This window comes from Methyloversatilis sp. (assembly GCF_030698125.1).
Taxonomy (GTDB): Bacteria; Pseudomonadota; Gammaproteobacteria; order Burkholderiales; family Rhodocyclaceae; genus Methyloversatilis.
Map to the genome: position 1 here is coordinate 1 of NZ_JAUYNV010000055.1, position 25,554 is coordinate 25,554.

A 25,554-nucleotide genomic window follows, 5' to 3' on the forward strand; every position below is an offset into this window, starting at 1 on the left:
GGGGGGGATAAACACTCACTATAGATACGAATGATTCTCACTCGCATTTAAGAACCTCTGCGCATCTGTTTTGTCGGCCCAAACCCGACGCGGCACACATCGGACCCTTCATGAGCCCCCCACCACTTTCACCCGAGCAACGCGCGACCGCGCAGGCACAGCTTGAGGAAGCCCGTGCGCGTTTCCCCGCCCCTGTCGCGGCCCCAACACGGCTACGGCGGGAGGCGCTTGTTACCCACCCGGCCGTCTTCCAGATGCGCGAGGAGCTGGACGATACTTTGGTGCGGAGTATGGTGACGTACCTACGGGAGACGCGGGAGCCCTTCAGGGAGCCCTTGCGGGTTACATGGGCACCGTCTGGGGAAGGTGTAGAACGCTGGGGAATCGTCGATGGGCACCACAGGCTAGAGGCATATTGCAGAGCGGACTGGCGGAAGCCGATCCCTGTGCAGGCCGTCGATGGCGGACTGGAAGAAGCGTGCGCGGAGGCCCTCCGGAGCAACAAGGACAACAAGGCAACCCTGACCGGGCGGGAGCGAAGCGACGCGGCATGGCGGCTTGTGTGCGAGGCGCTGAGCGGGCGGCGCAAGCTGACCCAGCGCGAGGTCGCCACGGCTACGGGAGTGGGGCTGCGAAGTGTCAAAACAATGTGGTCGGCATACAAAGACCTGACACAGCGCGAACACAACCCCGGGGACTTCCACTGGCAGCGCGTCCGCATGCTGGATATCACCGGAGGAAGCACGACGGATGCCGAGCGATTCGAGAAGAAGACCAATGCGCTTGAGCGTGCCCTGCGCAAGGAAGGGTTCGAGCGCAAACACCTCCCGCTGCTTGAACTGGTCGAAGCACTCCGACAGATCGACCCAGCCATACCCCAGAAGCTGAGCAAGCTGCTCATAGAGGCAAGCCTTCTGCATGACGGCTGGGGGCCCCTCTCAGACCCCGACGCGCTGCCCTTTTCAAACGACGATGAAGACACCGACTTCTAGGGCCTACCTTAGGAAGTGGTCTGTGTGCTGGGTGAGCATAGAAGCCCAAGGGGACGCCTTCAGGGCAAGCGGCTGGACATGCTGCGGGGCCCAATGCAGGGGCGTGTCAGAGGGGCACCGCAGAGGCACCAATGCGCCCTGAGGGTGCAGCCCTTGGGGGGTGCAGTTTGCACCTTTTGCTGACTCCTCAAGGGAGCCCGACATCCCCACAAACGGAAGACTTCCATATGTGGAAGGAATAGTCATTCCACTTAGCGGACTGTAGCACACGGGGGCTTGCGCAAGGGGCCTCCCCCGGCCCGAGCATGGCGACTCCACACCCACCCAAGGAGTCCGCCACCATGCCCCGCAACGTCCCCGCCTTCGCCCTTTGCAACCCCTCCGGCATACGGCCGATGCGGTACCTCGCAGGGCTCGCGCAGAAGGCTGCCAAGCCCTCCGTGCGGGCCTTTGTGTGGGTTGCCACTGCCGCGCCCATTGGATCGCCCCTCCGCCCTTCTGGGGCACTCCTAGACGTCCTCTTCTTCTCCGACCGGTCGGGGCTGGAGGTTATCTGCGGGCGGCGCAAGTACGGCTTTGGCATAGAGCCCCGCTAGCAGCCCGACACACCCCAGCACCTCCCCGCACCCTTGGGCACATGCGCCCGAACGGTGCCCCTTCACGAACACAGCAAGGAACCTCCACACTCATGAACCAACACGAACAGACCAACACCACCACCACCGACAGCGCCGCCCCGACGGGGGAGCCCGTCATCATCTACACGGACGGATCGTGCAGCGGTAACCCCGGCCCCGGAGGATGGGGCGCCGTACTTCTGCGCGGCGACAGACGCCGTGAAATGTCAGACGGAGAACCCGCCACCACGAGTAACCGTATGGAACTGATGGGCGCCATCGGGGCACTTGAGAGCCTCAAGCAGGCGCCCCTGCAAGTGACCGTCTTCACAGATTCCCAGTACGTCCAGAAGGGAATCACCGAATGGATACACGGATGGAAGGGCAACGGCTGGAAGACGGCCGCCCGCAAGCCGGTCAAGAATGAAGACCTGTGGCGGCGACTGGATGCGGCCATGGCGCTGCACAGCGTCGGATGGCGATGGGTGAAGGGGCACGCAGGCAACAAGCACAACGAGCGGGCCGACACGCTCGCCAAGGCGGCAACCCAGAAGATGCGCGATCAGGAGCGGCGCGCGGGGCCTTTCGGGGCCGCCTGACATGTGGTGAAGGCATGTGGTGAAGCCATAAACAACGAAGCCCGCAAGCCCTTGATTCAGAAGGGAAGTGCGGGCCTAGATGTCATTGGCGGAGAGGGTGGGATTCGAACCCACGGTAGACTTGCGCCTACGCCTGATTTCGAGTCAGGTACATTCGACCACTCTGCCACCTCTCCGGGGTACTGCGGCACTTCATGGTCGTGAAGCGGCGCGCAGTGTAGCACAGGGTGCGCGGCGCCGGAAAAGCGGGCGCGCGCATTTGTGCCGCATCGGCGCTCAGGCGCCGATGCGTTCCACACCGCCCATCCACGGACGCAGCGCGGCCGGGACGACGACCGAGCCGTCGGCCTGCTGATAGTTCTCCAGGATCGCCACCAGCGTGCGGCCGACCGCCAGGCCGGAGCCATTGAGCGTGTGCAGGATTTCGTTCTTGCCCTGTTCGTTCTTGAAGCGCGCCTGCATGCGGCGGGCCTGGAAGGTTTCGAAGTTGGAGCAGGACGAAATTTCGCGATAGGTGTTCTGCGCCGGCAGCCACACCTCGAGATCGTAGGTCTTGGCGGCGCCGAAACCCATGTCGCCGGTGCACAGCGCGATCTTGCGGTAAGGCAGTTCGAGCCGCTGCAGGATGGTTTCCGCGTGGCCGGTCAGCGCTTCGAGCGCCGCCCACGACTGGTCGGGCGTGACGATCTGCACCAGCTCCACCTTGTCGAACTGGTGCTGGCGGATCATGCCGCGCGTGTCGCGCCCGTATGAACCGGCTTCGGAGCGGAAGCACGGCGTGTGGCAGACGAACTTCAGCGGCAGGCTGGCGGCCGACTGCACCGTGTCGCGCACGATGTTGGTCACCGGCACTTCGGCGGTCGGGATCAGGTAGAACTTGCTGCCGTCGCCGCGCGGCACGGCGAACAGATCCTCTTCGAACTTGGGCAGCTGCCCGGTCCCGAACATGCTCTCGGCGTTGACCATATAGGGCGCGTACAGCTCGGTATAGCCGTGTTCCAGCGTGTGCGTGTCGAGCATGAACTGGGCGAGCGCGCGGTGCATGCGCGCGATGCCGCCGCGCAGCAGCGTGAAGCGCGCGCCGCTGATCTTGGTCGCGGTTTCGAAGTCGAGGCCGCCGAGCGCAGTACCGACGTCGACGTGGTCCTTCACCTCGAAATCGAAGCTGCGCGGCGTGCCCCAGCGCAGCACCTCGACGTTGTCCGCCTCGGACTTGCCGACCGGCACCGATTCGTGCGGCAGATTGGGCAGCGAGGCCACGAAGGCCTGCATGTCGGCCAGCACCACGGCCAGGCGCTCTTCGCCGGCCTTCAGCGCATCGCCCAGCCCGGCCACTTCGGCCATCACCGACGACGTGTCCTCGCCCTTCCCCTTCAGCTGGCCGATCTGCTTCGACGCGGCATTGCGTCGGGCCTGCAGGTCCTGGGTGTCGGTCTGGATGCGCTTGCGTTCCTCTTCCAGCGACTGGAAGCGCGCGGCGTCCAGCGTGTAACCGCGTGTGGCGAGGCGTTCCTGAACAAAAGCGAGCTGGCTGCGCAGCAGTTGGGCGTCTAGCATGAAGTGAACCTGTAGCGGTGGAGTCGGAGCGCAAGCGCGCGGGCCGGGCCGTCACACACCGCGTGCGCAGGGCGTTCCGGCACGATCGTCGTGCACACGTTGCAACATAAAATTCTAACAGCGACCACCGCCTGCAACGGTATAGTAAGGCAGCCTTTCCCTTCTCACGCAATCGTCATGCTTTCACTTCGAGACTGTCTCGATCACAGCAATCTGAGCGAACTGGAAGTCGGTGTACTCGCCGACTACACCGGTCTGCCGACCATGCTCGCCGCCACGCTGGCCGGTGCAATGCTGCAAAGCGAAGGCGGTGCCGACCTGATGCTGCGCATCCTTCAGGACGCCGACAAGCAGGCGTCCGAGCACCTGGACCCGGATCAGCGCGCACGCACCAAGGCCGCGATCGAACGCTTCTGCACCGTGCATCGTACCGAGCTGCACTGAGGCCGCACCCGCCAGGCTCCGCCGTCAACGGCCACGACCCGCGACATCTCACACCCCTGCGAGATTCCGCTTCTCACCATGTCCTGCGCGCGACGCCCTGGAACACGCGTCGACACGCGATCAACGCGCGGATTGCGACCGGGGGTCGCTCCTACAGGAGTGGCACGTTCTTGTAGGAGCGAGCCCCGCTCGCGATTCCACCCTCCGAACACGCACCGGCGCACGATCAACGCGCCGATCGCGACCGGGGGTCGCTCCTACAGAGCGGAGGCACGGTTTTCTGTAGGAGCGAGCCCTGCTCGCGATTCCACCCGCTGAACACGCACCGGCACATGATCGACGCGCGGATTGCGACCGGCGGTCGCTCCTACAGGAGTGGCACGGTTTTCTGTAGGAGCGAGCCCTGCTCGCGATTCAACCCTCCGAACACGCACCGGCGCACGATCAACGCGCGGATCGCGACCGGGGGTCGCTCCTACAGCCGAGGCTCGGTTTTCTGCAGGCGCGACCGCCCGGTCGCGACCCTTACTCAGCCCGGGGTCGTTACCCGCGCGAACGCTGGCGGCTCAGCCCGCCGACCAGGGCGAGGCCGGCTGCGAACAGGGCCCAGACGCCCGGTTCGGGCACCGGGGTGACGGTCAGCGAGATGTTGTCGATGCCGGTGTTGAAGCTGTCCGGACCGAAACGCAGCACGAGTCCGTTGGCGCTCGACACGCCGGGCATGAAGCTGATCGGCGTCAGGCCGGCGTCGAAGGCGCCGGAACTCCACAACGTGTCGCCGGTGAGCAGATCGAGCACGACGGCGGATGAGCCATCATTGCGGTTCAGGTAATCGCCGAAATCCATCGAGTTCAGCGTGACGATGTGACCGCTCCCCGGCGTGAAGGTGAATTCAGCGCTGTACAGCGAAGCATTCAAACCGCCCCACGCCACATCCACCAGTCCACTGTAGCCCTCCGACCAGAAATTCAGGCTCGGTGCAGAGGTTTGACCGGTGCTCGCCAGCAGTGTTCGATGCGACACGTCGAGCACGCCGGCGATATCGCCGTAGCTCTGGCCGATGACCAGGCCGCTTGTGCAGACCTGGTTACCGTCGTTGCCGCAGATGTTGCCGGAAAAATCGAGCAGCACGTCTGTTGCGGCGGCAGCCGGTGCGGCTGCCAGCAGCGTGGTCAATCCGAGCGTGGCAAGCAGGGTCGGAATCCGGTGACACGTCATGAAGCACTCCTTGTGGGCCTGAAGGTGTGACACGCCAGCAAAAAGCAGGCCGCAGCCCGCAAGTGATTGAAACACATAAGGTTCGCCCTCCATGTTGCGCACGAACTGTAAAGTCGCGCGACACGTGCCCTGCACGGGCTGTAGTGCACGCACTACACGACAATCACATCTGTCGTGATACCGGGCCGGTTCGTGGCTGCCTAGCATGGGCACCATGAACCGGCCGGCAAACCTTCCGATGATGTCGCAACGCAAGCGCGGCTTCCGGCTTGGCGTCTATGTGTTCAAGGACGCCGAGATCGTCGACTTCACGGCACCGCACGGCGTGTTCTCGGTGGCGCGGCGCTTCGACCCGGAACTGGACGTGTTCCTGATCGCCGATGCGATGCGGCCGGTGCAGGCGCAGGCGGGTTTCACCGTGCTGCCCAACTACAGCTTCGCCGACCAGCCGGCGATGGATGCCTTCCTGATTCCCGGCGGCGCCGGCACGCGACAGGAAACCTGGAATACGCGGCTGCACGACTACATCGACGCCCTGCCGGCGACCTGCCTGCTGACCAGCGTGTGCACCGGCTCATGGATCTACGGCCACATGGGCCTGCTCGACGGCATTCCGGCGACCAACCGCAAGGAACCGGACCGGCTCGAAGCGTCGCACCTGGGCAAGGTGCCGATCGACCGGCTGGCCGAAATCGCGCCCGCCTGCCGCATTTCGCGCGCCCGGGTGGTGGACGCAGGCCGCATCGTCACCGCTGGCGGCATCGCCTCGGGCATGGAACTGGGCTTTCACCTGCTGCGCCGCGCCGGCTACGACGAAGGCTTCATCCGCGAGGTGGCGCGCTGCATGGAATACACCGCCGCCTACGACACCTACGCACACGACATCGAATACGCGCCCAACCCGGTTCCGTGCCACGCCATGCCGGAGCCGCAATCAACGCATTCGCATTCAGCACCGCAGCCCGTCCCACTTTCCCAGCCCGCCCCTCTTTCCCAGTAAGCCCCCTCCGAGGAGATCGTCCATGAGCACTTTCAGGAATCCGTTCGACGCCAATGTGAAGCTGAGCGGCTGCTCGTGCGGCCGTCACCACAGCCAGGCCGAACACGAACAGGCGGAACTGCTGTCGGAAGAAGCCATGCTCGACCGCGTGGTCGAAGGCGCGGTGATGCGCGCGCTGTTCCCGCACGACGAAACGCGCCGTAACTTCATCCGCGCCGTCGGCACCAGCACGGCCATGGCGGCGATCTCCACCTTCCTGCCGCTGGGCACCGTGAAGGATGCCTTCGCCTCGCCCGGCCCGCTCGAAAAGACCAAGCTCAAGGTGGGGTTCATCCCCATCACCTGCGCCACGCCCATCATCATGGCGCACCCGCTGGGCTACTACTCCAAGCAGGGTCTCGACGTGGAAGTCGTGAAGACCGCCGGCTGGGCGGTGATCCGCGACAAGTCGCTGGCGAAGGAATACGACGCGGCGCACATGCTGTCGCCGATGCCGCTGGCGATTTCGGTCGGCGCCGGCTCCAACCCCATCCCCTGGACGATGCCTGCAGTCGAGAACATCAACGGCCAGGCCATCACACTCGGGGTGAAGCACAAGGACAAGCGCGACCCGAAGATGTGGAAGGGCTTCAAGTTCGCCGTGCCGTTCGACTACTCGATGCACAACTACCTGTTGCGCTACTACCTGGCGGAGCACGGCATCGACCCGGACACCGACGTGCAGATCCGCTCGGTGCCGCCGCCGGAAATGGTGGCCAACCTGCGCGCCGGCAACATCGACGGCTTCCTCGCGCCCGACCCGGTGAACCAGCGCGCGGTGTATGACGGCGTGGGCTTCATCCACGTGCTGACGAAGGACATCTGGGAAGGCCACCCGTGCTGCGCCTTCGCCGCCAGCAAGGAATTCGTGACGACGATGCCGAACACCTACAAGGCCCTGCTGCGCGCGGTCATCAGCGCCACCGCCACCGCCAACAACCCGGCCAACCGCAAGCAGATCGCCGAAGCGATTGCGCCCGCCAACTACCTGAACCAGCCGGTCACCGTGGTCGAACAGGTCCTCACCGGCACCTACGCCGACGGTCTCGGCGGCATCCAGAAGGTACCGGGCCGCATCGGCTTCGAGCCCTTCCCGTGGGAATCCTTCGCCGTGTGGATCCTGACGCAGATGAAGCGCTGGGGCCAGATCAAGGGCGACATCGACTACCAGAAGATCGCCAAGGAGGTGTTCCTTGCCACCGACGCCGCGGCGCTGATGAAGGAAGTCGGCCTGCAGGTGCCGACCAGCACGACCAAGAAGTTCACGGTCATGAAGAAGGAATTCGACCCGGCCAAGCCGGAGGAATACCTGAACAGCTTCAAGATCCGGAAGGTATCTGCATGACGCGCAACAAACCCTGGCTGGCACCGCTGCTGTCGGTGCTGTTCTTCGCGCTGTTCGTCGGCGTGTGGTACCTCGCGACCTCGACCACGGCGGCCCCGGTCGCCGGGCCGGCGGTCGACCCCGAGTACGCCGCGCTGCTCGGCGCCGAAGCGGCGACCGGCGGCCAGTCGGCCATGCCCGGCCCGGGCGAGGTGGCGGCCAAGATCTGGGAACACGTGCTGGACCCGTTCTACGACCGCGGCACCAACGACAAGGGGCTGGGCATACAGATCGGTTACTCGATCGCCCGCGTGCTCGCCGGCTATCTGCTGGCGGCGCTGGTGGCGATTCCGCTCGGCTTCCTGATCGGCATGTCGCCGCTGGTCTACAAGGCGCTCGATCCCTTCATCCAGATCCTGAAGCCCATCTCGCCGCTGGCCTGGATGCCGCTCGCGCTCTACACCATCAAGGACTCGGGCATTTCCGCCATCTTCGTCATCTTCATCTGTTCGCTGTGGCCGATGCTGGTGAATACCGCGTTCGGCGTCGCCTCCGTCCGGCGCGAGTGGCTCAACGTGGCACGCACGCTCGAAGTGAAACCGATCCGCCGCGCCTTCCTGGTGATTTTGCCGGCCGCCGCGCCGACGATACTCACAGGCATGCGCATATCCATCGGCATCGCCTGGCTGGTCATCGTCGCGGCCGAAATGCTGGTCGGCGGCACCGGCATCGGCTACTTCGTGTGGAACGAGTGGAACAACCTCTCCATCACCAACATCATCACCGCCATCCTGCTGATCGGGCTGGTCGGCATGCTGCTCGACCACCTGCTGGCCTGGGTCGCGCGCGCGATCTCCTGGAGGGAATGAGCGTGGAGACACTGAAATGACCCAGCCCTTCCTGAAGATCGAAGGCCTGAAACGGCAGTTTCCGCAGGCCGGCCAGCCCAATCCCGATCCGGTGTTCGAAGACGTGCATTTCGGCATCGAGCGCGGCCAGTTCGTCTGCGTGCTCGGTCACTCCGGCTGCGGCAAGACGACCATCCTGAACATCCTCGCCGGTCTGGATGAAGCCACCGCCGGCCACGTCATCATGGACGGCCGCGAAGTGCGCGGCCCGTCACTCGACCGCGGCGTGGTGTTCCAGAGCCACGCGCTGATGCCCTGGCTCAGCGCGCTGAAGAACGTCGAATTCGCCGTGCGCAGCCGTCACCCGGAATGGACGCGCGAACAGGTGCGCGCGCACGCGGTGAAGTATCTAGAAATGGTGCATCTGGGCCACGCCATCGACAAGAAGCCGGCCGAGTTGTCCGGCGGCATGAAGCAGCGCGTCGGCATCGCCCGCGCGTTCTCGATCGAACCCAAGATGCTGCTGCTCGACGAACCTTTCGGCGCGCTCGACGCGCTCACCCGCGGCAGCATCCAGAGCGAACTGATCGGCATCGTCGAAGCCACGAAGCAGACCGTGTTCATGATCACCCACGACGTGGACGAAGCCATCCTGCTGGCCGACCGCATCGTGCTGATGACCAACGGCCCGCGCGCGAAGATCGCCGAAATCGTCGTCAACCCGATGCCCCGGCCGCGCGACCGCGAAACCCTGCACCAGCAGCCGGAGTTCTATCCGCTGCGCAACCACCTGGTCGACTTCCTCGTGAAGCGCTCGCGCGCCTTCGCGCCCGGCGCCGACTGGGACCCGAAAAACCCGCCCCTCGTGTACCCCGGCGCACCCGCCCGCGCGGCCGCCTGACCCACCCTCAACCATCCAAAGGAGAACCACATGAAACGCGAAGACGTCACCGACCTCATCGTCGAAGCCAAGGTTGCCAAGGGCCTGAAGTGGGCCGACATCGCCAGCGCCATCGGCCTCAGCAAGGAATGGGTCACCGCCGGCCTGCTCGGCCAGATGACCTTCACCGCCGAACAGGCCGGCATCATCGGCAAGATGCTCGACCTGCCGGCCGACGCCGTCACGCAACTGCAGGTCGTGCCCTACAAGGGCTCCCTGCCCACCTCCGTCCCGACCGACCCGCTGATCTACCGCTTCTACGAACTGATCAACGTGTACGGCACCACCTTCAAGGCCCTGATCCACGAAGAGTTTGGTGACGGCATCATGAGCGCCATCGACTTCAAGATGGATCTGGCGCGCGAAGCCAACCCGGCGGGGGATCGGGTGAGCATTACGATGAGCGGGAAGTTTTTGCCGTACAAGACGTATTGAACGTACTGATGCGAAGTGCTTGACTGGCGCCGGAGGCGCTGGTCACATTGAGGCCGCATGATCCCGGGAGGGCATGCGGCTTCTTCTTGTGCCTAGTTTCCGTCAGGTGGCTCAAGAAGATCAAGCAACGATCACGAAAGGGTGGTCTGCCCCGGTTCTCTCGCTTCCTTTATTGAGGCTGGCGAAGTAGCGCCCTCACGCGATAGACTTGATTTTGGGGGCGGGTTCTTTCTCTCGCGAAAGCAAGGGTGGCTCTAATAAACAACGGCGCCAGCCGTTGCGGCTCTTCACAGGGTCGCTGATTCCGAAAGGAATATTTTCCTGTTTCATACTTTCCCGCCCCCACCACACCAACTCCGCAGGGGGAGCAGTGCAAGACAACGTTTGGTTCACCTACAAAGCGCGAATACAGGCAGCACAGCGTCTGTCTCGGAATGACTTCCACTCGCAAGCGCTACTTGTTTGGTACGCATTCTTCAGTGCGGCATTAGCGGTCGTCACCGTTCGATATCCGAAGCTACTCGGGTCGGATACAGATCTAACCGCAGCCGTGCTCGCCGTTGGATTGTTGGTGATGTCCATGTTCGTGACGAGCCAAGACTTTCGGGGACGCTCAATCGCCATGCGCTCCAACTACCTCGCCCTGCATGCCCTTCACAACGCTCTGAACCCAGCGACGCCAACGCCGGCGGACATCGCAAAGTACGCTGAATTACTCGCGGCTGTCGAGAACCACACGGAGATGGATGACAAGAGATTCCGTGTGTTCCATGGAGGCCAGCTGACACGACCCTCTACTTACTCTGAGGCACTCGAGGTCTACGCGTATTTGGCGCTACGCGCGGCGATTTTCACGCTCTTGTACGTTGCACCCTTCGGTATGCTGCTTGCCGCGCTCCGATGAGTGCCAGCAAGCACTTTGCAAAGCGCTTTCGCCCAAAGAACCTAAGGCGCATATACGTCGAAAGGATAAGGGAGACGCGGGCTATAGGCGTCGATCGGATGCGGCCCGCAAACTTGCACAAAACGCTCAATCTAGAACTCTCAGTCATTACAAGGAAGGTGGCAGACAGCAGCTACAAGTTCACTGCCTATAAGCAGAAGCTGATCTCAAAAGGTGCAGATCAATCGCCACGCATGCTTTCGATCCCGACCGCTCGCGATCGAATCGTTCTACGCGCGCTTTGCCAAGCGCTACAAGACGTCTTCCCTGACGCTATTCCCAGCTTACCGCAAGCCAAGATTGAGGCACTTAAAGAGGCTCTCAGTTCGGGGCACTTCCAAGAGTTCGTCCGGCTGGACCTACGCAACTTCTACGGCATCATCTCCCACGCAGAACTCCATAAAGCCATAAAAAAGCGTGTCCGTAAAAAAGCGTTTCTAGAGTTGATCACGAACGCAGTCGAGACACCCACTATTCCTGAAGGATCGTCGTCTGCAACCGCGGCGCGAAAAGTAAAGGGCGTACCGCAAGGGCTATCAATCTCGAATCAGCTCGCCGAGATTGCAATTAACCCGATCGACAGCCTCTTCGCGAGCCGAACAGACATCGCCTATTTCAGGTACGTAGACGACATCCTGATCCTCACTGCTGCAGGTCAGGCCAAGGCAGTGGCTGACGAAGTGATCGAGCAATTGGTCGCGAAACAGTTCGAACCGTACGATCCTTCTATCCCAAACTCCAAGTCGCGATTCGGCAAGCTCAGCGAATCCTTTAGCTTCCTTGGCTACCAGATCCACAATGGCAACCTGTCTGTCCGCCGCGACAGCATTCATAAGTTGGAATCCGCACTTGCGGCAATCCTAACTAACTATAAATACCGGATGGAGCAGGCTCGTACGCCGGCGCAACGGGAGGCAGCGGTGCGACTCTGCGAATGGCGGCTCAACCTAAAGATCACAGGCTGTATTTACGAAGGTACCCGACGCGGGTGGATCTTCTACTTCTCCCAAATTAACGATACTACCTGCCTTCGTGCTCTTCAGAAGACGGTCGCCTCCTTGCTTGCGCGCTTCGGCGCAACGGGTGCATTTCACGCCAAATCGTTCTTAAAGACGTTTTACGAGAGCAGGCGTAAGGACAAGGCTTCTCACAAATACATCCCGAACTTCGACACTATGAGTGTAAGCCAGAGGAGGAATATCTTGGCGCTGTTTGTGGGTGATCTAAAGGTATCAAGATTGTCGGACAAGCGTGTGGAGCAGCTGTTCAAACTTCGAATTCGGCATGCTGTCAAGGAACTAGAAGCAGACCTAGCTGGATTGTCATGACCTGCACTGAAAAATCAAACCATTGGAAACAGAAAACGGCCTACGATTAATGAAAAATCTCAGCGGAACGTCATCAGAAAAGATCTGTATTTCAGCGCCGCTCAATTGTAGCCCACCCTCACATGTACGCTCGATCAAACACCCCCATCACGCCGAAAATGAAAATTCCTTGCATAACTTGCTCCGTAGAGATTCTACCAGAGACACATTCTAGAAACCATGGGCGCTGCACCCCCTGCTTTCGAAAAGAATTTAAAATACCATCCAATAGAGAAAGGCTCAATCCATTTTTTGGGCAAGATGGGTTTGGGTGCATCACACACTACTTTGATGCATCAGCACTAATAAAATACTTTCTTGATGAAGATGGTAGCGACAGGGTTCGCAATCATGTACATTCTTGCCTGAAAGCAAGAAGAAGTCATGAAATAGTATTTCGAACAACCTACCTTTGTTTTGGCGAAACTCTGGGGCACGTTAAAAATCTTTATCGAAGAAGAAAAATTTCGTGCAATCAATACAACGAAATTTCAAGCAGTGTACTGAAGAGCATATCGCACACCTTTGAAATTGAGGAACCTCGTATTGGTTATCCTCCAACAGCCGCACGAACGGTTGAAATAGTGCACAAATACGGCGTGGATATGTCTGACGCCTTTCTGATAGTCGCTGCAGAGTGGATAAAGAAGGAGCATCAGTATCTTTCTGGCGGGCTAGAGTCAATATTGGTCTCGGCGGATCGTGATCTAATCGCAGCCGCCAAGAATGAAGGAGTTAGGGTGTGGGACATACTTCTTGAAGCGACTCCATAAAAGCCAAGTGCGGAGTGAAGATAGTGAAATCTCGAGTCACAGCCTAGACCGATTTACTCATTGCACCAGAAAATTCAATACATCTTCTTCATTAGTACAAATGAACTAAAATCTAGAATCAAATATCGAGACTTTGTTGTTTATTGTTCATGATTTCTTCAAGAACAGTATAAATTTCCCCGCGCCTATACGTATTCATTGCGGTGGTAGCTGAGACTCCGTCGACTCGTGCGACAACAGTTCTGCCCTGTTCTGCTGCGCGATTCTTAAGAAGTTGACCGGCAAGGCCAGACAAATTCTCTCGGGAGCGTGGATGCAAGGGCATCACAGTTGGGTCTAAACCTTGTTCCTGGATCGCTTGCCTGACAGGTATGAATTCTGCCGCATCTCGCAGCGCAGGGATGGCCTCTCTGATTTCTTCAATGATCGCACCATGCTCCTGTAGCTTTTCATCATGAACATGGAGACGAGGTGCAATTACCTGTTTGATAACATCAACGAGCGCATCCTGAGTAACAGGATTACGCGAGGCTGGGGATGCAACCCTAGCATTTAACATTGCCGCTATTGCACGCTCTTGAAGATCGTAACCCCAGTTAGTCAATCGCTCATAATTCTCGTGAAAATCTTCAAGCTGCTTTCTCTCAACCGTTGATCGGGATTTGTAACCGGTATTTCCAAACTCTCGGTCAAATGATCTAAGTTGCGCGGCCACAGCATGCCATCGATACACCGGTGTTCTCTCATAGAGCATCTCAAGCGCGCCTCCTGCGGAATCCTTTTTTAGTATTGCCATCCTTGCAAGGCCAGTCTCAAAATTGGCTACCATAAAATCTGGCACCAAGAGGGCACGACTCCAGGATTTGGCCGACGCATAAACTCGCCCCTCGTCACTCAAAAGGTATTTAAGTCTTCCACCCGTAGGTGATAATTCAGAATATCTTTCAACATTCGTCAGTTCTTTCGACATATTAACAACTCCATGCGCAGTATCGTGACATCGGCGACAGACTGGAAGAGTACTGTAGGGATGTTCTTCACCAAATTTCTTGGGATATTGGACGTGATGAACTTCGGTGGCAAAGTCGCCACAGAACAGACAGTGCCCACTAGTCCGTTCAAGGGCAAGAGTCCTGACATCCGACCATTTGGGACTCAAAAGATACTTTAGGTACTCCTGTCGTCGACGGTTCATCGAAATTGCTCGAAAAATAGCTGTAAAGATGGACGGTCGGAAAATCCGGGACTTAGCAATATTTCCTTAGAGAACCACTTATTTAATCAATTCAGAAAAAATAGATATTGTTGAATCAATGGGTTACACCCGCCATGGTGTACAGCAGTTTATTAAATCAGCGTCTCCTTAGCGGCCGCATGAGATGTCAGTTGCCAGGCGCCTTGATTCGTTCCAGCGAATTCAGTTGCTTATCCTGAGGATACTCGTCCTGTCGATAACGCCAGCACTCCATATTCGCACCCCACAACTGAAGTTCACTTCGCATTTTTTCCAGAAAGTCCAGTTCATCGGGACTCCAGTCATCTTTCATGAGTACGAAAAGATCCTCTGAACCGCCTTGGTAGTCTTTTTGAGGATTATCAAATGCGATACCGACAAACGTTGTCCCTTTTGGTGCCTTCAGGCGCGCTGTTTGGACGTATGCATGCAACAGTCCGAGCCGATACTTCCGATAGTCCTCATAGATCTCTCGGTTATTTCTTGAAACCACAAGAAACACGTAGACGGTTTCCCCCGAAACCCCACTGTAGGCCACGCGAGCGATGCGGTCACCACGCTTCGCTCTTTGCAGCATTCCGCACAATGCCTCCGCTAACTGCCTGCGCCGAAATCGTGATTCTGCTGCAAGTAAGCGTAAACCTGATTCGGTCTCCGCAGTTGTCTGATTGATGAACCGCTCATTAAGACGCGTGGATCCAAGCTTAAGGAATCGCTCAATGAGTTCGTCCCACGTATAGCTAATCCGATCAGCCTTCTTCTTCCGAAGATAACCAGGATCGCTGGCCAACGCAGCGAAGTGACTGCCATCGAACACGACTTCGTCCGGCCGGGGCTTGTCGGGTGGTAAGCGGAAAAAGACACGTCTGACACCGGCTTCGTCCAAGTTGCTGAGATATGCCGCCAATGGCTCCTCTTCGCCAGGAGCAAAAATGCTGCACTCAGAGCTTCCTAGCAATGCCTCGCGCGCCTTGAGGTAGTCAATGAAATCAACGGCTGTATCGAGCTCTCGCATCACGAGCACAATGCTGACCTCGTCGAACACGTGCACAAAGGGCTTCAAAGGATCGGGTAGCCCAATCGTAAATGGCCGCTTTCGATGAGAATCGCCTCGAACCGAACTGTCGAGCACAAACGATCCCGTTCCTTCGTTGCCAGCTGCAGCGAGCGCAGCCTCCCGGCTACCTCGCGTCACTGCGACAAGATGAAATCGTGCGACGGAAGCCGTAGGAACAGGGACCGGTAGTTTGCGGCGGCACGTCGCATCGAGGAAGACACGCTCCGGAAACCGCTGCAGCCAAGATCGAGCGCCTTGGAGCTGGCGACACGACTCCAGCACTGCGCGCTTATACCAGCGGGGCCAGGCTACATCGATGCTCCGGTCGTTTTGGAACTTGACATGCTTGTCGGAGAAGACGATGACGTCGTCGCCGAACACGACCAAGGCATCGCAAAGTTCCTTTGTCCCGCCTTTGCCGTCCTTGAATCCTTCGTCTGTGAAGACGTTGGCCTGAGCCCAAAGACTCAAGAAGGAGTCGCGGCAAAGACCAGTGAGGATGCGCTCGGATTCTGTGACACCTTCTGACTCAGAGATATCAAATAACGGATCGTGCTTCATGTGTGTCACCCGTATGAGCTGGCCTACTGAACAATAAGGGACTTAGCAACATTTCCGCAGTCATACAGCCCAGCGGCGCAATCACGCGCGCCAGTGTTTACTGTGCTCGTCGGCTCCCGCAACCAGCCCCGGAAGCTGGTTCGCCCTAAGTCGGAACGTGAAACACGAGCACGGTCAGGATCACCTCGCGGTTCGTGTCGCCACTTATGTGAAAAACGTATCGGAAACCGCTCTCATGGGGCCAATTGATGGGACGTTTGAAGTTGTCGTGCGCCCTGGCCGTTGCATCGACGCCCGCGAGCACCGTTGAGGTTTCGGTGCCGCGATTGAATACGAGGATCGCAGTTTTCCCGTCCCGCCAGGTGGCGTAGCCGAGGAGTTGGTCGATGGCCTCACCGAAGGCTTTCGGGCCCTTCCAGAACTTACACTCGGCGATGAAGACGTTGCGGTCGCCCTCGCGCAGCAGGATGTCGGTCTTGCCTCCCATGTTGAAGGTTTCGCCTGTGGCCTTCCCTTCAAACTGTCCGTTGAGCTGCACGAGAAAGTGCTGGCGCAACGCCTCTTCGTCCATCAACTTGAAGGCTTCAGGACTGCGCTCCATGACATACGTCATGTCCTGAACGATCTTCAGTGCCTGCTCGTATATCTCCATCTCCAGCGCCGGTTCAGGCCTGAACTGCAACTTCGTGGCGGGCGGAAGGGTCGCGGTCACCTTGCGCCGGACCGTTGGCACGGAATAGGTCTTCGGCGCATCGGCCCGCCGCCGGATCGGGATTCCGAGCGCCTCCGCCCGCTGCGACTGGGACAGCAAGCGGCTGCGCCGCTGCTGGACTACTTGTTCGGCTGCGCTCGGCAGGCCCTGGTTATGCGCGTCAATCATCGGGCGCTGCCATCCTAGGTGCTGCTCGATGTCGGCGAGGGTCCGATCCACAAGAGCCCGTACGTCGCGCGGCTGGTCCGCAGGCGACTCGAACCGCAGCAGCAGCTCGTTCTTCTCGATGGCGGCCCGAGGCGGGTTCATCGTAAAGGTGTTGGCCTTCGCGTAGAACAGCTCCTCTTCACCCTCGAACGGGACGCGAACGTCAACGCGCTCACCCGGAACCATAGCCGGACGACTCCTGTCGTCGATCCAGCGCATGGGGTCATGCCGAACATCAACCGGCACGTCCTCATGATCGGCATACCACTGATCGCGCTGCAGTGTGATCGGCAGGACGCTGTGCTTCTCGACAAGGTATCGTTTAAGATCGTCCGAGGACGTGTTGAGTAGCCGGTTCTCGTCCAGAGCCTCAACCTCCTGCCGCATTTCCTGAATCGTCGCGCGCAGCGCCTGATCGAGATCGTAGGTGACGAAAAGAAGCTCCTTGCTCTTGTCGATGCTGCCGCGCATGTGTTTTCTCCATATCCTTGACCAGTGGAAAAAGGGAACGTAGCAACATTGCCCCTGGTTCTTCTACATTCTCTTCCACCAAAAACCCACCTCCGCCCAACGCCGAACTCAGACCCAGACGTTCGTCGAAAGGATCGAGGACGCGGTCGCTGTACAAGAGCGCGCAATTCGATTCGTCATCGTGATGAGCTCTTCGGACGGGTCCGCGCCCTGCGCGACCTGCTGACAGACCGCTGAACCAAAAAGCCCCGGCAGAGTGGTTCTGCCGGGGCTTCCCCAAGGTAAATTACTTCTTCTTGGTAGGTGCGGGCTGCTGGGTATGGACCCGTTCGCGTTCAGTCGTACGCGGATGATTCTCGGCGTACTTCTTGGTCACGAACTGGCCCGATTCCGAGCTGCGGTGCACCGTCTTCTTTGTAGAGGAAGACATAGTGATCTCCAGAAAGAGGTTGATCACATAGGCCGCGCCGCGCACAATTCAAGTTCCATCCCGAGCTGTGCAAACGGCTCCGGCGGTCGGGGCGCAAACCCCGACTGCCACCCATCCATCCGACCACTACCCGCAGGGTGACCCTGCGCTGGCAACACCATATCTAGTGGTGGTAGGCAAGTCACACATTCTAATCGCGGTTTTTCCACACGCAAGCCAACAAGCTGTGGATAACTCGTGGATAGCTTTTGTAAAAGCCATTCAACATCAACGCGGTTTAGAACGTGCTGGGGTGCATTGAAGCACGCCTTGCTCAGGCAGCAACAGCCTTGACAGCCGGTTCGGCTGGATGTCGTCCGCATGCCAGCTTGTTCTGCGGCAGATGGCGACGACAGTCCGCGCCTTTGCACAGCATTCTTACTATAAGACAGGGCAGCTGCGCGGAAGTGGCCCCTTTGTATAGCGCGGGAAAACAAGGGACGCAGCAACATTCCCCGACTTCTCTGCCCTCTTCCACCATGGCCCAATTCAGCTCATCGCCGAACTTAGCCCCAGACGTTCGACGAAGGGATCGAAGTCGCGATCGCTGTAGAGCAGCGCGTAATCCGATTCGATGCAGTGGGTGGCGATCAGCGCGTCTATTGTCTTGCGGATCGTGATGCCACGCTCGCGCGGAGCGCAGCAGGTACGCTCTGCCTGCATTGCAATTGCTGACCGCCGATGTCGACAGTGTTCAGCCCTGTCAGAAGCTTCCGCGCCCGAGCGAAATCCCGCTTGCTGTCGAAGCCCTTCAGCACTTTGATCAGAATGAGGAATGGGGCACAGACCCTGAGGTTTCCCCTCGGACTTGCCGAACCCGGTAACGCGCCTGAACATACACACTCATACGTACACACATGAGGTGTCCATGGAAACACTGACCACACGGGTATTCAACAACGGCAACAGCCAGGCGGTGCGTATTCCGGCCGAGTTCAGGCTGGACACCGATCAGGTCAGCATTTCGCGCAACGAAGCGGGCGACCTGATCATTCACCCGCTCGGAGCGAAGCGGGGCACTGCACTGATGCAGGCCTTGCAGGCCCTGGGCGAGGTGGATGCAGGGTTTGTCGCGGCGCTTGAAGCGGATCGTGAGTCGCCCCTGCCGATGCAGGAACGCGAGGACCTGCGATCTACCTGCTAGACACCGACATCCTGATCTATCTGCTCCAACAGCAAACGCCCGCCATTGCGCAGCGCATTGATGCCCTGCCCGCGGAGGACTGCCTGTGCATGTCTTTCGTGACCTGGGCCAAACTACTGAAGGGTGCAGAGCGAAGCACCCGCAAGACAGAAGTGGTGCGCCGGCTTGAAACGCTGGCGCTGCAGGTGCCGGTGCGCTACCCCTCCAATGCAGCCATCTGCCGGCACTATGCCGAGCAGGCCACCCGACTCAAGGACAGCGGCACGCCGATCGGTGCGAACGATTTGTGGATCGCCTGTCACGCACTGGCTGAAGGCGCAACGCTGGTCACCCACCGCACCCGGGAATTCAAACGCGTGACAGGCCTGCGGGTCGAGGACTGGGTGACCGCTGCCGACGCTTGAATTCGCCCTGCGGCTGGCGTGGCTGCCCCGCATGTCGTGCGCGGTTCAAGCTCGGGCCACAGCATGCTCAACAAGCGATAGTCACAACAGGGGACGCAGCAAAATTTCCCCGGATTTCTCTGCCCTCTTCCACCACAGCCCAGTTCAGCTCAGTGCCGAAGTCGGCCCGAGATGTTCGACGAAAGGGTCGAAGTCGCGGTCGCTGTAGAGCAGCGCGTAATCCGATTCGATGCAGCGGGTGGCGATCAGCGCGTCTATTGTCTTGCGGATCGTGATGCCACGCTCGCGCAGCGCGCGGGAGTGACGCGCCGCTTGTATTGCAATGTCCTGACCGCCGATGTCGACAGCGTCCAGCCCTGCCAGCAGCTTCCGCGCCTGATCGAAATCCCGCTGGCTGCCGAAGCCCTGCAGCACTTCGGTCAGGATGAGGTCGCCGACGATCAGCAGTTCGCTGCCCGGCAGTGCGTCCAGCCTTTCGGCCTGCGGGGTGGCGGTGCCCCGGAAATAATCAATCCAGACGCTGGAGTCGACCAGGATCAAGCGTCGGCCCTCATCGCGTCGAGGTCACCTTCCCACTGAAGCTTGCCCCTGAAGCGGCGGATTTCTTCCTGCTGGCGCAGGCGCAACAAGGTGCGTAGCCCCATCTCAACGGCCTCACGCTTGGTCCGGGCGCCGGTCAGGCGCAGGACGTCGCTCATCAACCGGTCGTCTATTTCTATATTGGTGCGCATGATGTGTATCTCCGAACCGATCTTTACACATTCCAGCGGATGTGCCCGTAACGTGAGCTGCGATGGAGCGGATGGGCCCGCTCCAGCAAGAAGAATAGGGTCTGACTCCATGGAGTGTTTCGGCGAGTTGCTCTGACCCTGTCGGGCCAGCCCGGAGGAAACGGATCCTCCAAGCCGGCCGGGTTCAAACCGGCGACCACTCTGGAGTACGGGATCGGGGACGCCTCACAGGCTTCGGGCGCATAATTCCAGCCATGCCCACGATCAGCCAGTTCTTCGGTATCGTCATCCAGATGTTCTGGCGCGAACATGCCCCGCCACATTTCCATGCGATGTATGCCGAACACGAGGCCCTGATCGACATCCGGACGCTCGAAGTGATAGGTGGCAGCCTGCCTCGCCGGGCACTTGCGCTGACCATTGAATGGGCAATCGAACATCGCACTGAACTGATGGAGGACTGGAACCTGTGCCAATCCAGACAACACCCGAAACGGATCAAACCGCTGGAGTAATCCCTGCCGCACCCTGGCGAGTCAAGGCGCTTTCGGTGCTGCCCGATCATCGCCTTGCGGTCACGTTCATGGATGACACGAACGGCATCGTGGATTTTTCAGCCATTCTGACTGCCACGGAATGCGGCGTCTTCGAAGCGCTCAAGGACAAGGCTTGTTTCGATCAGGCACGCCTGGATCTGGGTGTGGTGACATGGCCCAACGGAGCAGACATGGACCCAGCCTGGATGTACGAGCAGATCCGGACGAATAAATCGTGGTCTGTCCCCTTCTAACCATCACCCTGCCTTCTTCGGTCGCGGCGCTTGCTTCTCGTCGGGCTTCTGATCGCTTTCGAGGCGCAGTTCGTCGGCGGAAATGCGGACCAGCCTGCCGCCCTTCACCACGACGATGCCGGTATCGGTCTGGATCGCCGTCTTTCTGGCGAGCGCGGCGGCACGCTGCAGGGCTGCCATCGACGCGCGCAGGTCCGGGTCCCGCGCTTCGGAAATATCCTTGATCTTCATGCGTTTTCTCCCCACTCGATCAACGACGGCGCGGTACCGGCGTTGTCATACCTGGCCCAGGCATCCACGCGCGCCTTGTAGCTGTCTTCAAAGTTCTTGAGGCCGGCAGAGAATCTGCGGCGGATCACCGCCTCCGGAATGTCGTGCCCACCTTGCCTGACCCGTTCGGCGACACGCGCGATGGCCATATCGACACTGGGCAGGGTCAGAAAATACTCTCGCCGCGCTGCACACATGCAGCCATCTCCAGCAGCATCAGGCGCCCGGCCCTGAGTGCAGCAGTTTCCGGCGCAAAGGGCGACAGGCCCGCGGCAATCAGATCCGCATTGATGAAATGCGGACATCGCGCCTCTTCCGGCAGGAAGGAGCGCGCGAAAGTCGTTTTTCCGGCACCGTTGGGGCCCGCGATGATGATGATTTTCTGGCGTGTATTCATCCGTATTCGGGCACCTGGACTCGCGGCGGATCGACCCGATTCATTGGGAAACGGCTTCGACGCCTCCACGGCGGACCGTGAATGCAGGTTGAACCGCAACAGTGAGCTTGGGACAATCGGGTACCTCGCAACAGCGAGGACATGCGCTGCGCAAAGGCAAACTGATAGAGGTACACCATGACTGGCCGGTTGTTGAAGACCTTGTGCGACACCGCCCAGAATTTCGCCGACGCCGGGCTGATCGACGCGCAAACCCTGCGCGAATTCGACGCGACCTGCCTGCCGCCGGTCAGGCGCTACACCGCTGATGAGGTCAGGAATCTGCGCCTGCGCTGTCGGGCCAGCCAGGCGGTGTTCGCCGCCTATCTGAACACCAGCGTGTCGACGGTGCAGAAGTGGGAACGCGGCGACAAGCACCCCAACGGGCCTTCGTTGAAGCTGCTGGATCTGGTCGAGCGCAAGGGCCTGGAGGTACTGGCGTGAAACCCGGAATCGAAGAGACGTCCGCGTTGGAAACCTTCAAACGCGACCTGCTCGAATCGGTCGGGCAGATGAAGGACGCGGCCGGAGTGCGCGTAACAGGTGGGCGGTTTGAGCCTTCGCCCGCGCAATCGCGGCGCGGCGCCGCGCTGATGCAGACTTTGCAGGCTCTCGGCGAGGTGGACGCAGCGTTCGTCGCGGCGCTGGAAGCCGCCCGTGTGACTGAACTCGATGCGCCCCTGCCTGTACATGAGCGCAAGCGCCCTGCCGGCGCTTGAATTCGCCGATGACCCGCAATCCGCTGCCCATCGCCGAACACGGGATGACGCTTGCGCAACGGGTCTATCGCGGACAGGGTCCGCTCCTACGAAATGCCCACATCAGCTCGGTTTTGGTAAAAGCATCCACGGCCAGCCCCGCATGGCCGGCCGGCGTTGCGGGCGGCGAGTCGAGCTCGACGCCCCCCAACAGCAGCGCCGATGCAGTCGATTTCCGTCGCTCAACATGTGAAATCGGGTGATCAACGTGCGTGTCGCAAACGGGGTCGGCTCCTGCCAAAAGCCAAGCCGTCACGGTTCTTGCGTGAGCATTCCGCGGCCTGCCCCGCGTGACTCGCCGGCCGCGCCGCCGACTCAGTGGTAATCATCCTCACGCTGATGCCTCACCGCGAGGATGGTCACGGTTTCGTCGTTCTCGATCTCGTACAGCGCCACATAGCCACTCGCACCGAACGGAATGACGATCTCGCGGAGAAATGGATTGTCGGATGTTGCCTTGCGGAAGCTGAAAGGCATGAATTCCAGACTTCTGAATGCCTTCCGGATGGCGTCCAGCGCGCGCTCGGCGAGCGCGAGGTCGGCACCGTCGCGTTCGAGCATGAACTGATACAGACGGACCAGATCGACTTCCGCTTCTTCGGTGAAGCGGATGCGATAGCTCACCTGCCCGCTCTGGCGGCGGCCAGCATCGTGTCGAGGCGGCCCAGCACGTCATCGGCGTCGATGTAGCGCGCTGTCTCTCGCGCACGGTCGCGCGACGCGAGGCCGCGGACGAGGAATTCGGCCTGCATCTGCCGGCGGGCGATGCTCTCCCGTATCGAGGTCTCGACGAAGCTGGACAGGCTTTCGCCTTCCTGCAGCACCTTTTCGGCAGCGTCCCTCAGTTCGGGCTCGACGCGCAGGGATGGGAGGGTGGCGGTCTTCATCGAATATCCTTTGCGTTGCAGTTGCGATGCAATCTGGAGTGTGGCTGATCCGGCAGAACGAGGCAATTGGAAAGGAGACACACCGAGTGCACGCCCCGGTGTGCAAGCGGAGCGGGAGACATCGTCGAAAATCGCGCAAGAATCGGGACGCAACGCCCTCATCGGTGCCACCGCTAAAACAGGGGACGCAGCAAAATTTCCCTCGGCACTACTCGTCCGGTTTCTGAAAAACCACTCTCGCCGCATCGCCAATCGATGAGCGTTCCTGCTATCCGCTATTCCGGCTGGGCGATGATGCCGCGCAACCAGGGCTCCAGATGGGCGATGTCGAAGGTGCCGGCATCGAACATGTCCATCATGCGAGCGAATACGGCGTCCGGAGACTGGGTCAGTCGACAGCCATTGATGCGCAGGAAAACGTCGGTCGCGGCGAAGGCGACACGCTTGTTGCCGTCGATGAAGGGGTGGTTGATGGCGAGACTTTCGAACAGCGCCGCAGCTTCGGCCACGATGTCGTCGTAGTAGCCGGACTGCGGGCGGAACAACGCGGATTCGAGCGCACCGGCGTCACGCAGGCCCGCGCTGCCGCCGTATCGCTGTATCAGTACGGCATGCAGCGCAAGCACGTCGGCAAGGGTCAGGTAATCCCGTGCCCTCACTTGGCAAGTTCGCGGTACAGGCTGTCGAATTCGCCGAGGCTGTCCGCGAACGCTTCCATGACATGTCTGCGCGGTCGCCCCTGCGCCTTGCGTTCGATGTAGTCGCGCAGGGCTTCGTCCAGCACCACCTGGAACTGACGCCCTTCGGATTCGGCGATCTGCCGCAGCGCTGCCAGCACTTCGGGCGATGCCTGGGACGAGAACTTTTCGCGAGTCTGGGCGGACATGTCGCCTCCATCAGGATTCGTCTTGACGCGTCATGATAGATCATGACGCTGCGGCCACGCTCGGGCTCAACAGCGAATCCAGAGGTGCGACTGGACGACAGGCAGGCTCCAGCAACAAGCGCTCGCCGGTAGCGCTTGAAAAGCAACGCACGGAAGACGCTGATCGCAATCTCCCGTCGCCTGACATTGATCTGCCGCAAACGAAGCCTGATTGCAAACATGCTGCAACCATACGGTCGCCTGACGGTAACAGGCAGGCGCAATCGTGAGCGCCTGTCATCGACTTCCCGGGAGCCCGTTCTCATGCTGCGATTCATGGACAAGGTGCGCACTCTGCGCCTGGACGACCATCGCTACTACCACCAGAGCCGCATCAACCAGACCCTGCATCTGGTCAGCGCGGTGAGCTTTCTGTGCGCCTATGCGCTGCTGTTCACCGACCCGGCCATGGCCGGTCTCGTGGGATGGCTGGTCGGCATGGTGACGCGCCAGTCCGGCCACATCTTCTGGGAGCCGCGCGGTCATGACCACATACACGGCGTGAGCTACGCGTACAAGGAATCCATCAAGGCCGGCTACAACATGCACCGCAAGAGCGTGCTGATCGGCGTCTGGCTGTCCATCCCGGTCCTGCTGCAACTGCGCCCCGACCTGTTCGGCCTGATCGTGCCGGCCCGCGATTTCGCCGGCTTCGCCCACGACACCGGCATCGCCTGGCTGCTGCTGGGTGCCGGCGGACTTGCCCTGCGCACCGCGCATCTGTCGTTGCTGCGCGGCCCGTCATGGGGCTTCGCCTGGGCCTGCAAGATACTGACCGACCCCTTCCACAACGTCGACCTGTACTGGAAATCGCCGATCGCGCTGCTGCGGGGTGAGTTGCTGGATCCGTTGGACGACTGCATGCCCGACGCCGGCCATTGAGGCTGCTTGTTTCGCCGGGCCGGCCCCGCCATCGCACAGAGGCGGGGGCCGCGCCGCCGAATCGGTGGTAACCATCCTCACGCTGATGCCTGACCGCGAGAATGGTCACGGTTTCGTCGTTCTCGATCTCGTACTGCGCCACATGGCCACCCTTCCCCGTTGTCGGCTATTCCGCCCGACGAACCATGCCGCGCAAGCACGGCTCCAGATGGGCGATGTCGAAGGTTCCGGCGTCGGACATTTCCATCATCCGGGCGAATACGACGGCAGGCGACTGATTCAGTCGGCAGCCATTGATGCGCAGGAAGACGTCGGTCGCGTGATGCGCACGTTGATCACGCGATGCCGCGATTTCGCAAACGGGAATCGCCTGCAGGGGCGAAGCGCGGTTTTCGTAGGAGCGGGCCCTGTCCGCGATCCGTACGGCGATCAAGCGCTGCCGCGTGTCCGAAGACCGGATCGCCGGCCGGGCAGGCTCCTACGAAAAACGCGACCGTTTGGCCCTTCGGAGGAGCGGACC

The 25,554-nt window shown here is 60.3% G+C and carries 36 protein-coding genes and 1 tRNA gene; 19 read left to right on the top strand and 18 right to left on the bottom strand.

Annotated features, from left to right (window positions below; all coding sequences use genetic code 11):
* Window positions 1-446 precede the first annotated feature (446 nt).
* Window positions 447-992 carry a hypothetical protein gene (locus Q8Q80_RS18020; RefSeq protein ID WP_305634244.1) on the top strand — a complete coding sequence of 182 codons (546 nt, stop codon included), beginning with the start codon at window positions 447-449 and terminating at the stop codon, window positions 990-992.
* A gap of 688 nt (window positions 993-1,680) precedes the next feature.
* Window positions 1,681-2,208 carry a ribonuclease HI gene (gene rnhA / locus Q8Q80_RS18025; RefSeq protein ID WP_305634245.1) on the top strand — a complete coding sequence of 176 codons (528 nt, stop codon included), beginning with the start codon at window positions 1,681-1,683 and terminating at the stop codon, window positions 2,206-2,208.
* Window positions 2,209-2,294: 86 nt separating this feature from the next.
* On the opposite strand, the gene Q8Q80_RS18030 is transcribed toward rnhA, so the two are convergent.
* Together Q8Q80_RS18030 and serS are read right to left on the bottom strand one after the other, a co-directional pair.
* Window positions 2,295-2,384 (bottom strand) — tRNA-Ser (locus Q8Q80_RS18030).
* Window positions 2,385-2,484: 100 nt separating this feature from the next.
* Window positions 2,485-3,765: a serine--tRNA ligase gene (serS, locus tag Q8Q80_RS18035; RefSeq protein ID WP_305634246.1), complete on the bottom strand. Its 1,281-nt coding sequence runs from the start codon at window positions 3,763-3,765 to the stop codon at window positions 2,485-2,487.
* A 177-nt stretch (window positions 3,766-3,942) separates the two neighbouring features.
* Here serS and Q8Q80_RS18040 point away from each other — a divergent pair, with 177 nt between their 5' ends.
* Window positions 3,943-4,209, top strand: a complete 267-nt coding sequence (locus tag Q8Q80_RS18040) for a hypothetical protein (RefSeq protein ID WP_305634247.1) — start codon at window positions 3,943-3,945, stop codon at window positions 4,207-4,209.
* A 543-nt stretch (window positions 4,210-4,752) separates the two neighbouring features.
* Here Q8Q80_RS18040 and Q8Q80_RS18045 read toward each other — a convergent pair.
* Window positions 4,753-5,427: a PEP-CTERM sorting domain-containing protein gene (locus Q8Q80_RS18045; RefSeq protein ID WP_305634248.1), complete on the bottom strand. Its 675-nt coding sequence runs from the start codon at window positions 5,425-5,427 to the stop codon at window positions 4,753-4,755.
* Between the two features lie 214 nt (window positions 5,428-5,641).
* On the opposite strand from Q8Q80_RS18045, the gene Q8Q80_RS18050 reads away from it, so the two are divergent.
* The 8 genes from Q8Q80_RS18050 to Q8Q80_RS18085 all read left to right on the top strand — a co-directional run bounded on the left by Q8Q80_RS18050 (window position 5,642) and on the right by Q8Q80_RS18085 (window position 13,096).
* The gene (locus tag Q8Q80_RS18050) at window positions 5,642-6,427 is read left to right on the top strand and encodes a DJ-1/PfpI family protein (RefSeq protein ID WP_305634249.1); all 786 of its coding nucleotides are present in this window, start codon (window positions 5,642-5,644) and stop codon (window positions 6,425-6,427) included.
* A gap of 22 nt (window positions 6,428-6,449) precedes the next feature.
* On the top strand, window positions 6,450-7,811 hold the full coding sequence (locus Q8Q80_RS18055; protein WP_305634250.1) for a CmpA/NrtA family ABC transporter substrate-binding protein: 1,362 nt from the start codon (window positions 6,450-6,452) through the stop codon (window positions 7,809-7,811).
* Entirely contained in the window at window positions 7,808-8,659 is an 852-nt protein-coding gene (gene ntrB / locus Q8Q80_RS18060) for a nitrate ABC transporter permease (RefSeq protein ID WP_305634251.1), read from the top strand. The genes Q8Q80_RS18055 and ntrB overlap by 4 nt, the downstream gene beginning before the upstream one ends.
* A 16-nt stretch (window positions 8,660-8,675) precedes the next feature.
* Window positions 8,676-9,539 carry an ABC transporter ATP-binding protein gene (locus tag Q8Q80_RS18065; RefSeq protein WP_305634252.1) on the top strand — a complete coding sequence of 288 codons (864 nt, stop codon included), beginning with the start codon at window positions 8,676-8,678 and terminating at the stop codon, window positions 9,537-9,539.
* 30 nt (window positions 9,540-9,569) lie between these two features.
* Window positions 9,570-10,013: a cyanase gene (gene cynS / locus Q8Q80_RS18070; protein ID WP_257081594.1), complete on the top strand. Its 444-nt coding sequence runs from the start codon at window positions 9,570-9,572 to the stop codon at window positions 10,011-10,013.
* 370 nt (window positions 10,014-10,383) lie between these two features.
* The gene (locus Q8Q80_RS18075; protein ID WP_305634253.1) at window positions 10,384-10,917 is read left to right on the top strand and encodes an SLATT domain-containing protein; all 534 of its coding nucleotides are present in this window, start codon (window positions 10,384-10,386) and stop codon (window positions 10,915-10,917) included.
* Complete coding sequence (locus Q8Q80_RS18080) at window positions 10,914-12,284, top strand: reverse transcriptase domain-containing protein (protein WP_305634254.1); 1,371 nt, start codon at window positions 10,914-10,916, stop codon at window positions 12,282-12,284. Before Q8Q80_RS18075 ends, Q8Q80_RS18080 begins: the two co-directional genes overlap by 4 nt.
* A gap of 158 nt (window positions 12,285-12,442) precedes the next feature.
* Window positions 12,443-13,096: a type II toxin-antitoxin system VapC family toxin gene (locus Q8Q80_RS18085; protein ID WP_305634255.1), complete on the top strand. Its 654-nt coding sequence runs from the start codon at window positions 12,443-12,445 to the stop codon at window positions 13,094-13,096.
* Window positions 13,097-13,214: 118 nt separating this feature from the next.
* Here Q8Q80_RS18085 and Q8Q80_RS18090 read toward each other — a convergent pair whose 3' ends face one another.
* The 5 genes from Q8Q80_RS18090 to Q8Q80_RS18110 form a co-directional block, all read right to left on the bottom strand.
* Window positions 13,215-14,066, bottom strand: coding sequence for a hypothetical protein (locus Q8Q80_RS18090; protein ID WP_305634256.1), 852 nt, complete (start codon window positions 14,064-14,066; stop codon window positions 13,215-13,217).
* Between the two features lie 412 nt (window positions 14,067-14,478).
* Window positions 14,479-15,948 carry a hypothetical protein gene (locus Q8Q80_RS18095; protein WP_305634257.1) on the bottom strand — a complete coding sequence of 490 codons (1,470 nt, stop codon included), beginning with the start codon at window positions 15,946-15,948 and terminating at the stop codon, window positions 14,479-14,481.
* A gap of 145 nt (window positions 15,949-16,093) precedes the next feature.
* On the bottom strand, window positions 16,094-17,338 hold the full coding sequence (locus Q8Q80_RS18100; RefSeq protein WP_305634258.1) for a hypothetical protein: 1,245 nt from the start codon (window positions 17,336-17,338) through the stop codon (window positions 16,094-16,096).
* Between the two features lie 286 nt (window positions 17,339-17,624).
* Window positions 17,625-17,768: a hypothetical protein gene (locus tag Q8Q80_RS18105; RefSeq protein WP_305634259.1), complete on the bottom strand. Its 144-nt coding sequence runs from the start codon at window positions 17,766-17,768 to the stop codon at window positions 17,625-17,627.
* Between the two features lie 528 nt (window positions 17,769-18,296).
* A complete protein-coding gene (locus Q8Q80_RS18110) occupies window positions 18,297-18,470 on the bottom strand; it encodes a twitching motility protein PilT (RefSeq protein WP_305634260.1) in 174 nt (57 codons plus the stop codon).
* A gap of 205 nt (window positions 18,471-18,675) precedes the next feature.
* Here Q8Q80_RS18110 and Q8Q80_RS18115 point away from each other — a divergent pair, with 205 nt between their 5' ends.
* Both Q8Q80_RS18115 and Q8Q80_RS18120 read left to right on the top strand, forming a co-directional pair.
* Window positions 18,676-18,951 (top strand): antitoxin, encoded by a 276-nt coding sequence (locus Q8Q80_RS18115; protein WP_305634261.1) that lies wholly within the window; start codon window positions 18,676-18,678, stop codon window positions 18,949-18,951.
* A gap of 44 nt (window positions 18,952-18,995) precedes the next feature.
* On the top strand, window positions 18,996-19,355 hold the full coding sequence (locus Q8Q80_RS18120) for a PIN domain-containing protein (protein WP_305634274.1): 360 nt from the start codon (window positions 18,996-18,998) through the stop codon (window positions 19,353-19,355).
* Window positions 19,356-19,499: 144 nt separating this feature from the next.
* Here Q8Q80_RS18120 and Q8Q80_RS18125 read toward each other — a convergent pair whose 3' ends face one another.
* Both Q8Q80_RS18125 and Q8Q80_RS18130 read right to left on the bottom strand, forming a co-directional pair.
* Complete coding sequence (locus Q8Q80_RS18125) at window positions 19,500-19,895, bottom strand: PIN domain nuclease (RefSeq protein WP_305634262.1); 396 nt, start codon at window positions 19,893-19,895, stop codon at window positions 19,500-19,502.
* Window positions 19,892-20,086: a type II toxin-antitoxin system VapB family antitoxin gene (locus Q8Q80_RS18130; RefSeq protein ID WP_305634263.1), complete on the bottom strand. Its 195-nt coding sequence runs from the start codon at window positions 20,084-20,086 to the stop codon at window positions 19,892-19,894. Before Q8Q80_RS18130 ends, Q8Q80_RS18125 begins: the two co-directional genes overlap by 4 nt.
* Window positions 20,087-20,340: 254 nt before the next feature.
* Between Q8Q80_RS18130 and Q8Q80_RS18135 the strand changes: the two genes are divergently transcribed.
* Window positions 20,341-20,601, top strand: a complete 261-nt coding sequence (locus tag Q8Q80_RS18135; RefSeq protein WP_305615039.1) for a DUF4160 domain-containing protein — start codon at window positions 20,341-20,343, stop codon at window positions 20,599-20,601.
* A 35-nt stretch (window positions 20,602-20,636) separates the two neighbouring features.
* A complete protein-coding gene (locus Q8Q80_RS18140) occupies window positions 20,637-20,876 on the top strand; it encodes a DUF2442 domain-containing protein (protein ID WP_305615037.1) in 240 nt (79 codons plus the stop codon).
* A 3-nt stretch (window positions 20,877-20,879) separates the two neighbouring features.
* Here the strand turns inward: Q8Q80_RS18140 and Q8Q80_RS18145 are convergent, their stop codons facing one another.
* Genes Q8Q80_RS18145 through Q8Q80_RS18155 form a run of 3 tightly spaced genes read right to left on the bottom strand, consistent with a single transcriptional unit; the run spans window position 20,880 to window position 21,543 of the window.
* Entirely contained in the window at window positions 20,880-21,107 is a 228-nt protein-coding gene (locus Q8Q80_RS18145) for a hypothetical protein (protein WP_305615035.1), read from the bottom strand.
* Window positions 21,104-21,295, bottom strand: a complete 192-nt coding sequence (locus Q8Q80_RS18150; RefSeq protein WP_305634264.1) for a hypothetical protein — start codon at window positions 21,293-21,295, stop codon at window positions 21,104-21,106. The genes Q8Q80_RS18145 and Q8Q80_RS18150 overlap by 4 nt, the downstream gene beginning before the upstream one ends.
* Before the next feature lie 17 nt (window positions 21,296-21,312).
* Window positions 21,313-21,543 carry a hypothetical protein gene (locus Q8Q80_RS18155; RefSeq protein WP_305634265.1) on the bottom strand — a complete coding sequence of 77 codons (231 nt, stop codon included), beginning with the start codon at window positions 21,541-21,543 and terminating at the stop codon, window positions 21,313-21,315.
* 177 nt (window positions 21,544-21,720) lie between these two features.
* Here Q8Q80_RS18155 and Q8Q80_RS18160 point away from each other — a divergent pair, with 177 nt between their 5' ends.
* Genes Q8Q80_RS18160 through Q8Q80_RS18170 form a run of 3 tightly spaced genes read left to right on the top strand, consistent with a single transcriptional unit; the run spans window position 21,721 to window position 22,543 of the window.
* Window positions 21,721-22,026: a DNA-binding transcriptional regulator gene (locus Q8Q80_RS18160; RefSeq protein WP_305634266.1), complete on the top strand. Its 306-nt coding sequence runs from the start codon at window positions 21,721-21,723 to the stop codon at window positions 22,024-22,026.
* Window positions 22,023-22,301 (top strand): hypothetical protein, encoded by a 279-nt coding sequence (locus Q8Q80_RS18165; protein ID WP_305634267.1) that lies wholly within the window; start codon window positions 22,023-22,025, stop codon window positions 22,299-22,301. Before Q8Q80_RS18160 ends, Q8Q80_RS18165 begins: the two co-directional genes overlap by 4 nt.
* Before the next feature lie 8 nt (window positions 22,302-22,309).
* Entirely contained in the window at window positions 22,310-22,543 is a 234-nt protein-coding gene (locus tag Q8Q80_RS18170) for a hypothetical protein (protein WP_305634268.1), read from the top strand.
* A gap of 112 nt (window positions 22,544-22,655) precedes the next feature.
* Here the strand turns inward: Q8Q80_RS18170 and Q8Q80_RS18175 are convergent, their stop codons facing one another.
* From Q8Q80_RS18175 to Q8Q80_RS18190, 4 genes are all read right to left on the bottom strand, one after another.
* On the bottom strand, window positions 22,656-22,964 hold the full coding sequence (locus tag Q8Q80_RS18175) for a type II toxin-antitoxin system RelE/ParE family toxin (RefSeq protein WP_305634269.1): 309 nt from the start codon (window positions 22,962-22,964) through the stop codon (window positions 22,656-22,658).
* Window positions 22,961-23,227, bottom strand: a complete 267-nt coding sequence (locus Q8Q80_RS18180; protein ID WP_305634270.1) for a YlcI/YnfO family protein — start codon at window positions 23,225-23,227, stop codon at window positions 22,961-22,963. Before Q8Q80_RS18180 ends, Q8Q80_RS18175 begins: the two co-directional genes overlap by 4 nt.
* 275 nt (window positions 23,228-23,502) lie before the next feature.
* Window positions 23,503-23,886, bottom strand: a complete 384-nt coding sequence (locus Q8Q80_RS18185) for a type II toxin-antitoxin system death-on-curing family toxin (protein ID WP_305634271.1) — start codon at window positions 23,884-23,886, stop codon at window positions 23,503-23,505.
* Entirely contained in the window at window positions 23,883-24,113 is a 231-nt protein-coding gene (locus Q8Q80_RS18190; RefSeq protein WP_008060588.1) for a hypothetical protein, read from the bottom strand. Before Q8Q80_RS18190 ends, Q8Q80_RS18185 begins: the two co-directional genes overlap by 4 nt.
* 303 nt (window positions 24,114-24,416) lie before the next feature.
* Here Q8Q80_RS18190 and Q8Q80_RS18195 point away from each other — a divergent pair, with 303 nt between their 5' ends.
* Window positions 24,417-25,034 (top strand): hypothetical protein, encoded by a 618-nt coding sequence (locus tag Q8Q80_RS18195; protein WP_305634272.1) that lies wholly within the window; start codon window positions 24,417-24,419, stop codon window positions 25,032-25,034.
* 166 nt (window positions 25,035-25,200) lie between these two features.
* Here Q8Q80_RS18195 and Q8Q80_RS18205 read toward each other — a convergent pair whose 3' ends face one another.
* Window positions 25,201-25,467, bottom strand: a complete 267-nt coding sequence (locus tag Q8Q80_RS18205) for a hypothetical protein (RefSeq protein WP_305634273.1) — start codon at window positions 25,465-25,467, stop codon at window positions 25,201-25,203.
* Between the last annotated feature and the right edge of the window lie 87 nt (window positions 25,468-25,554).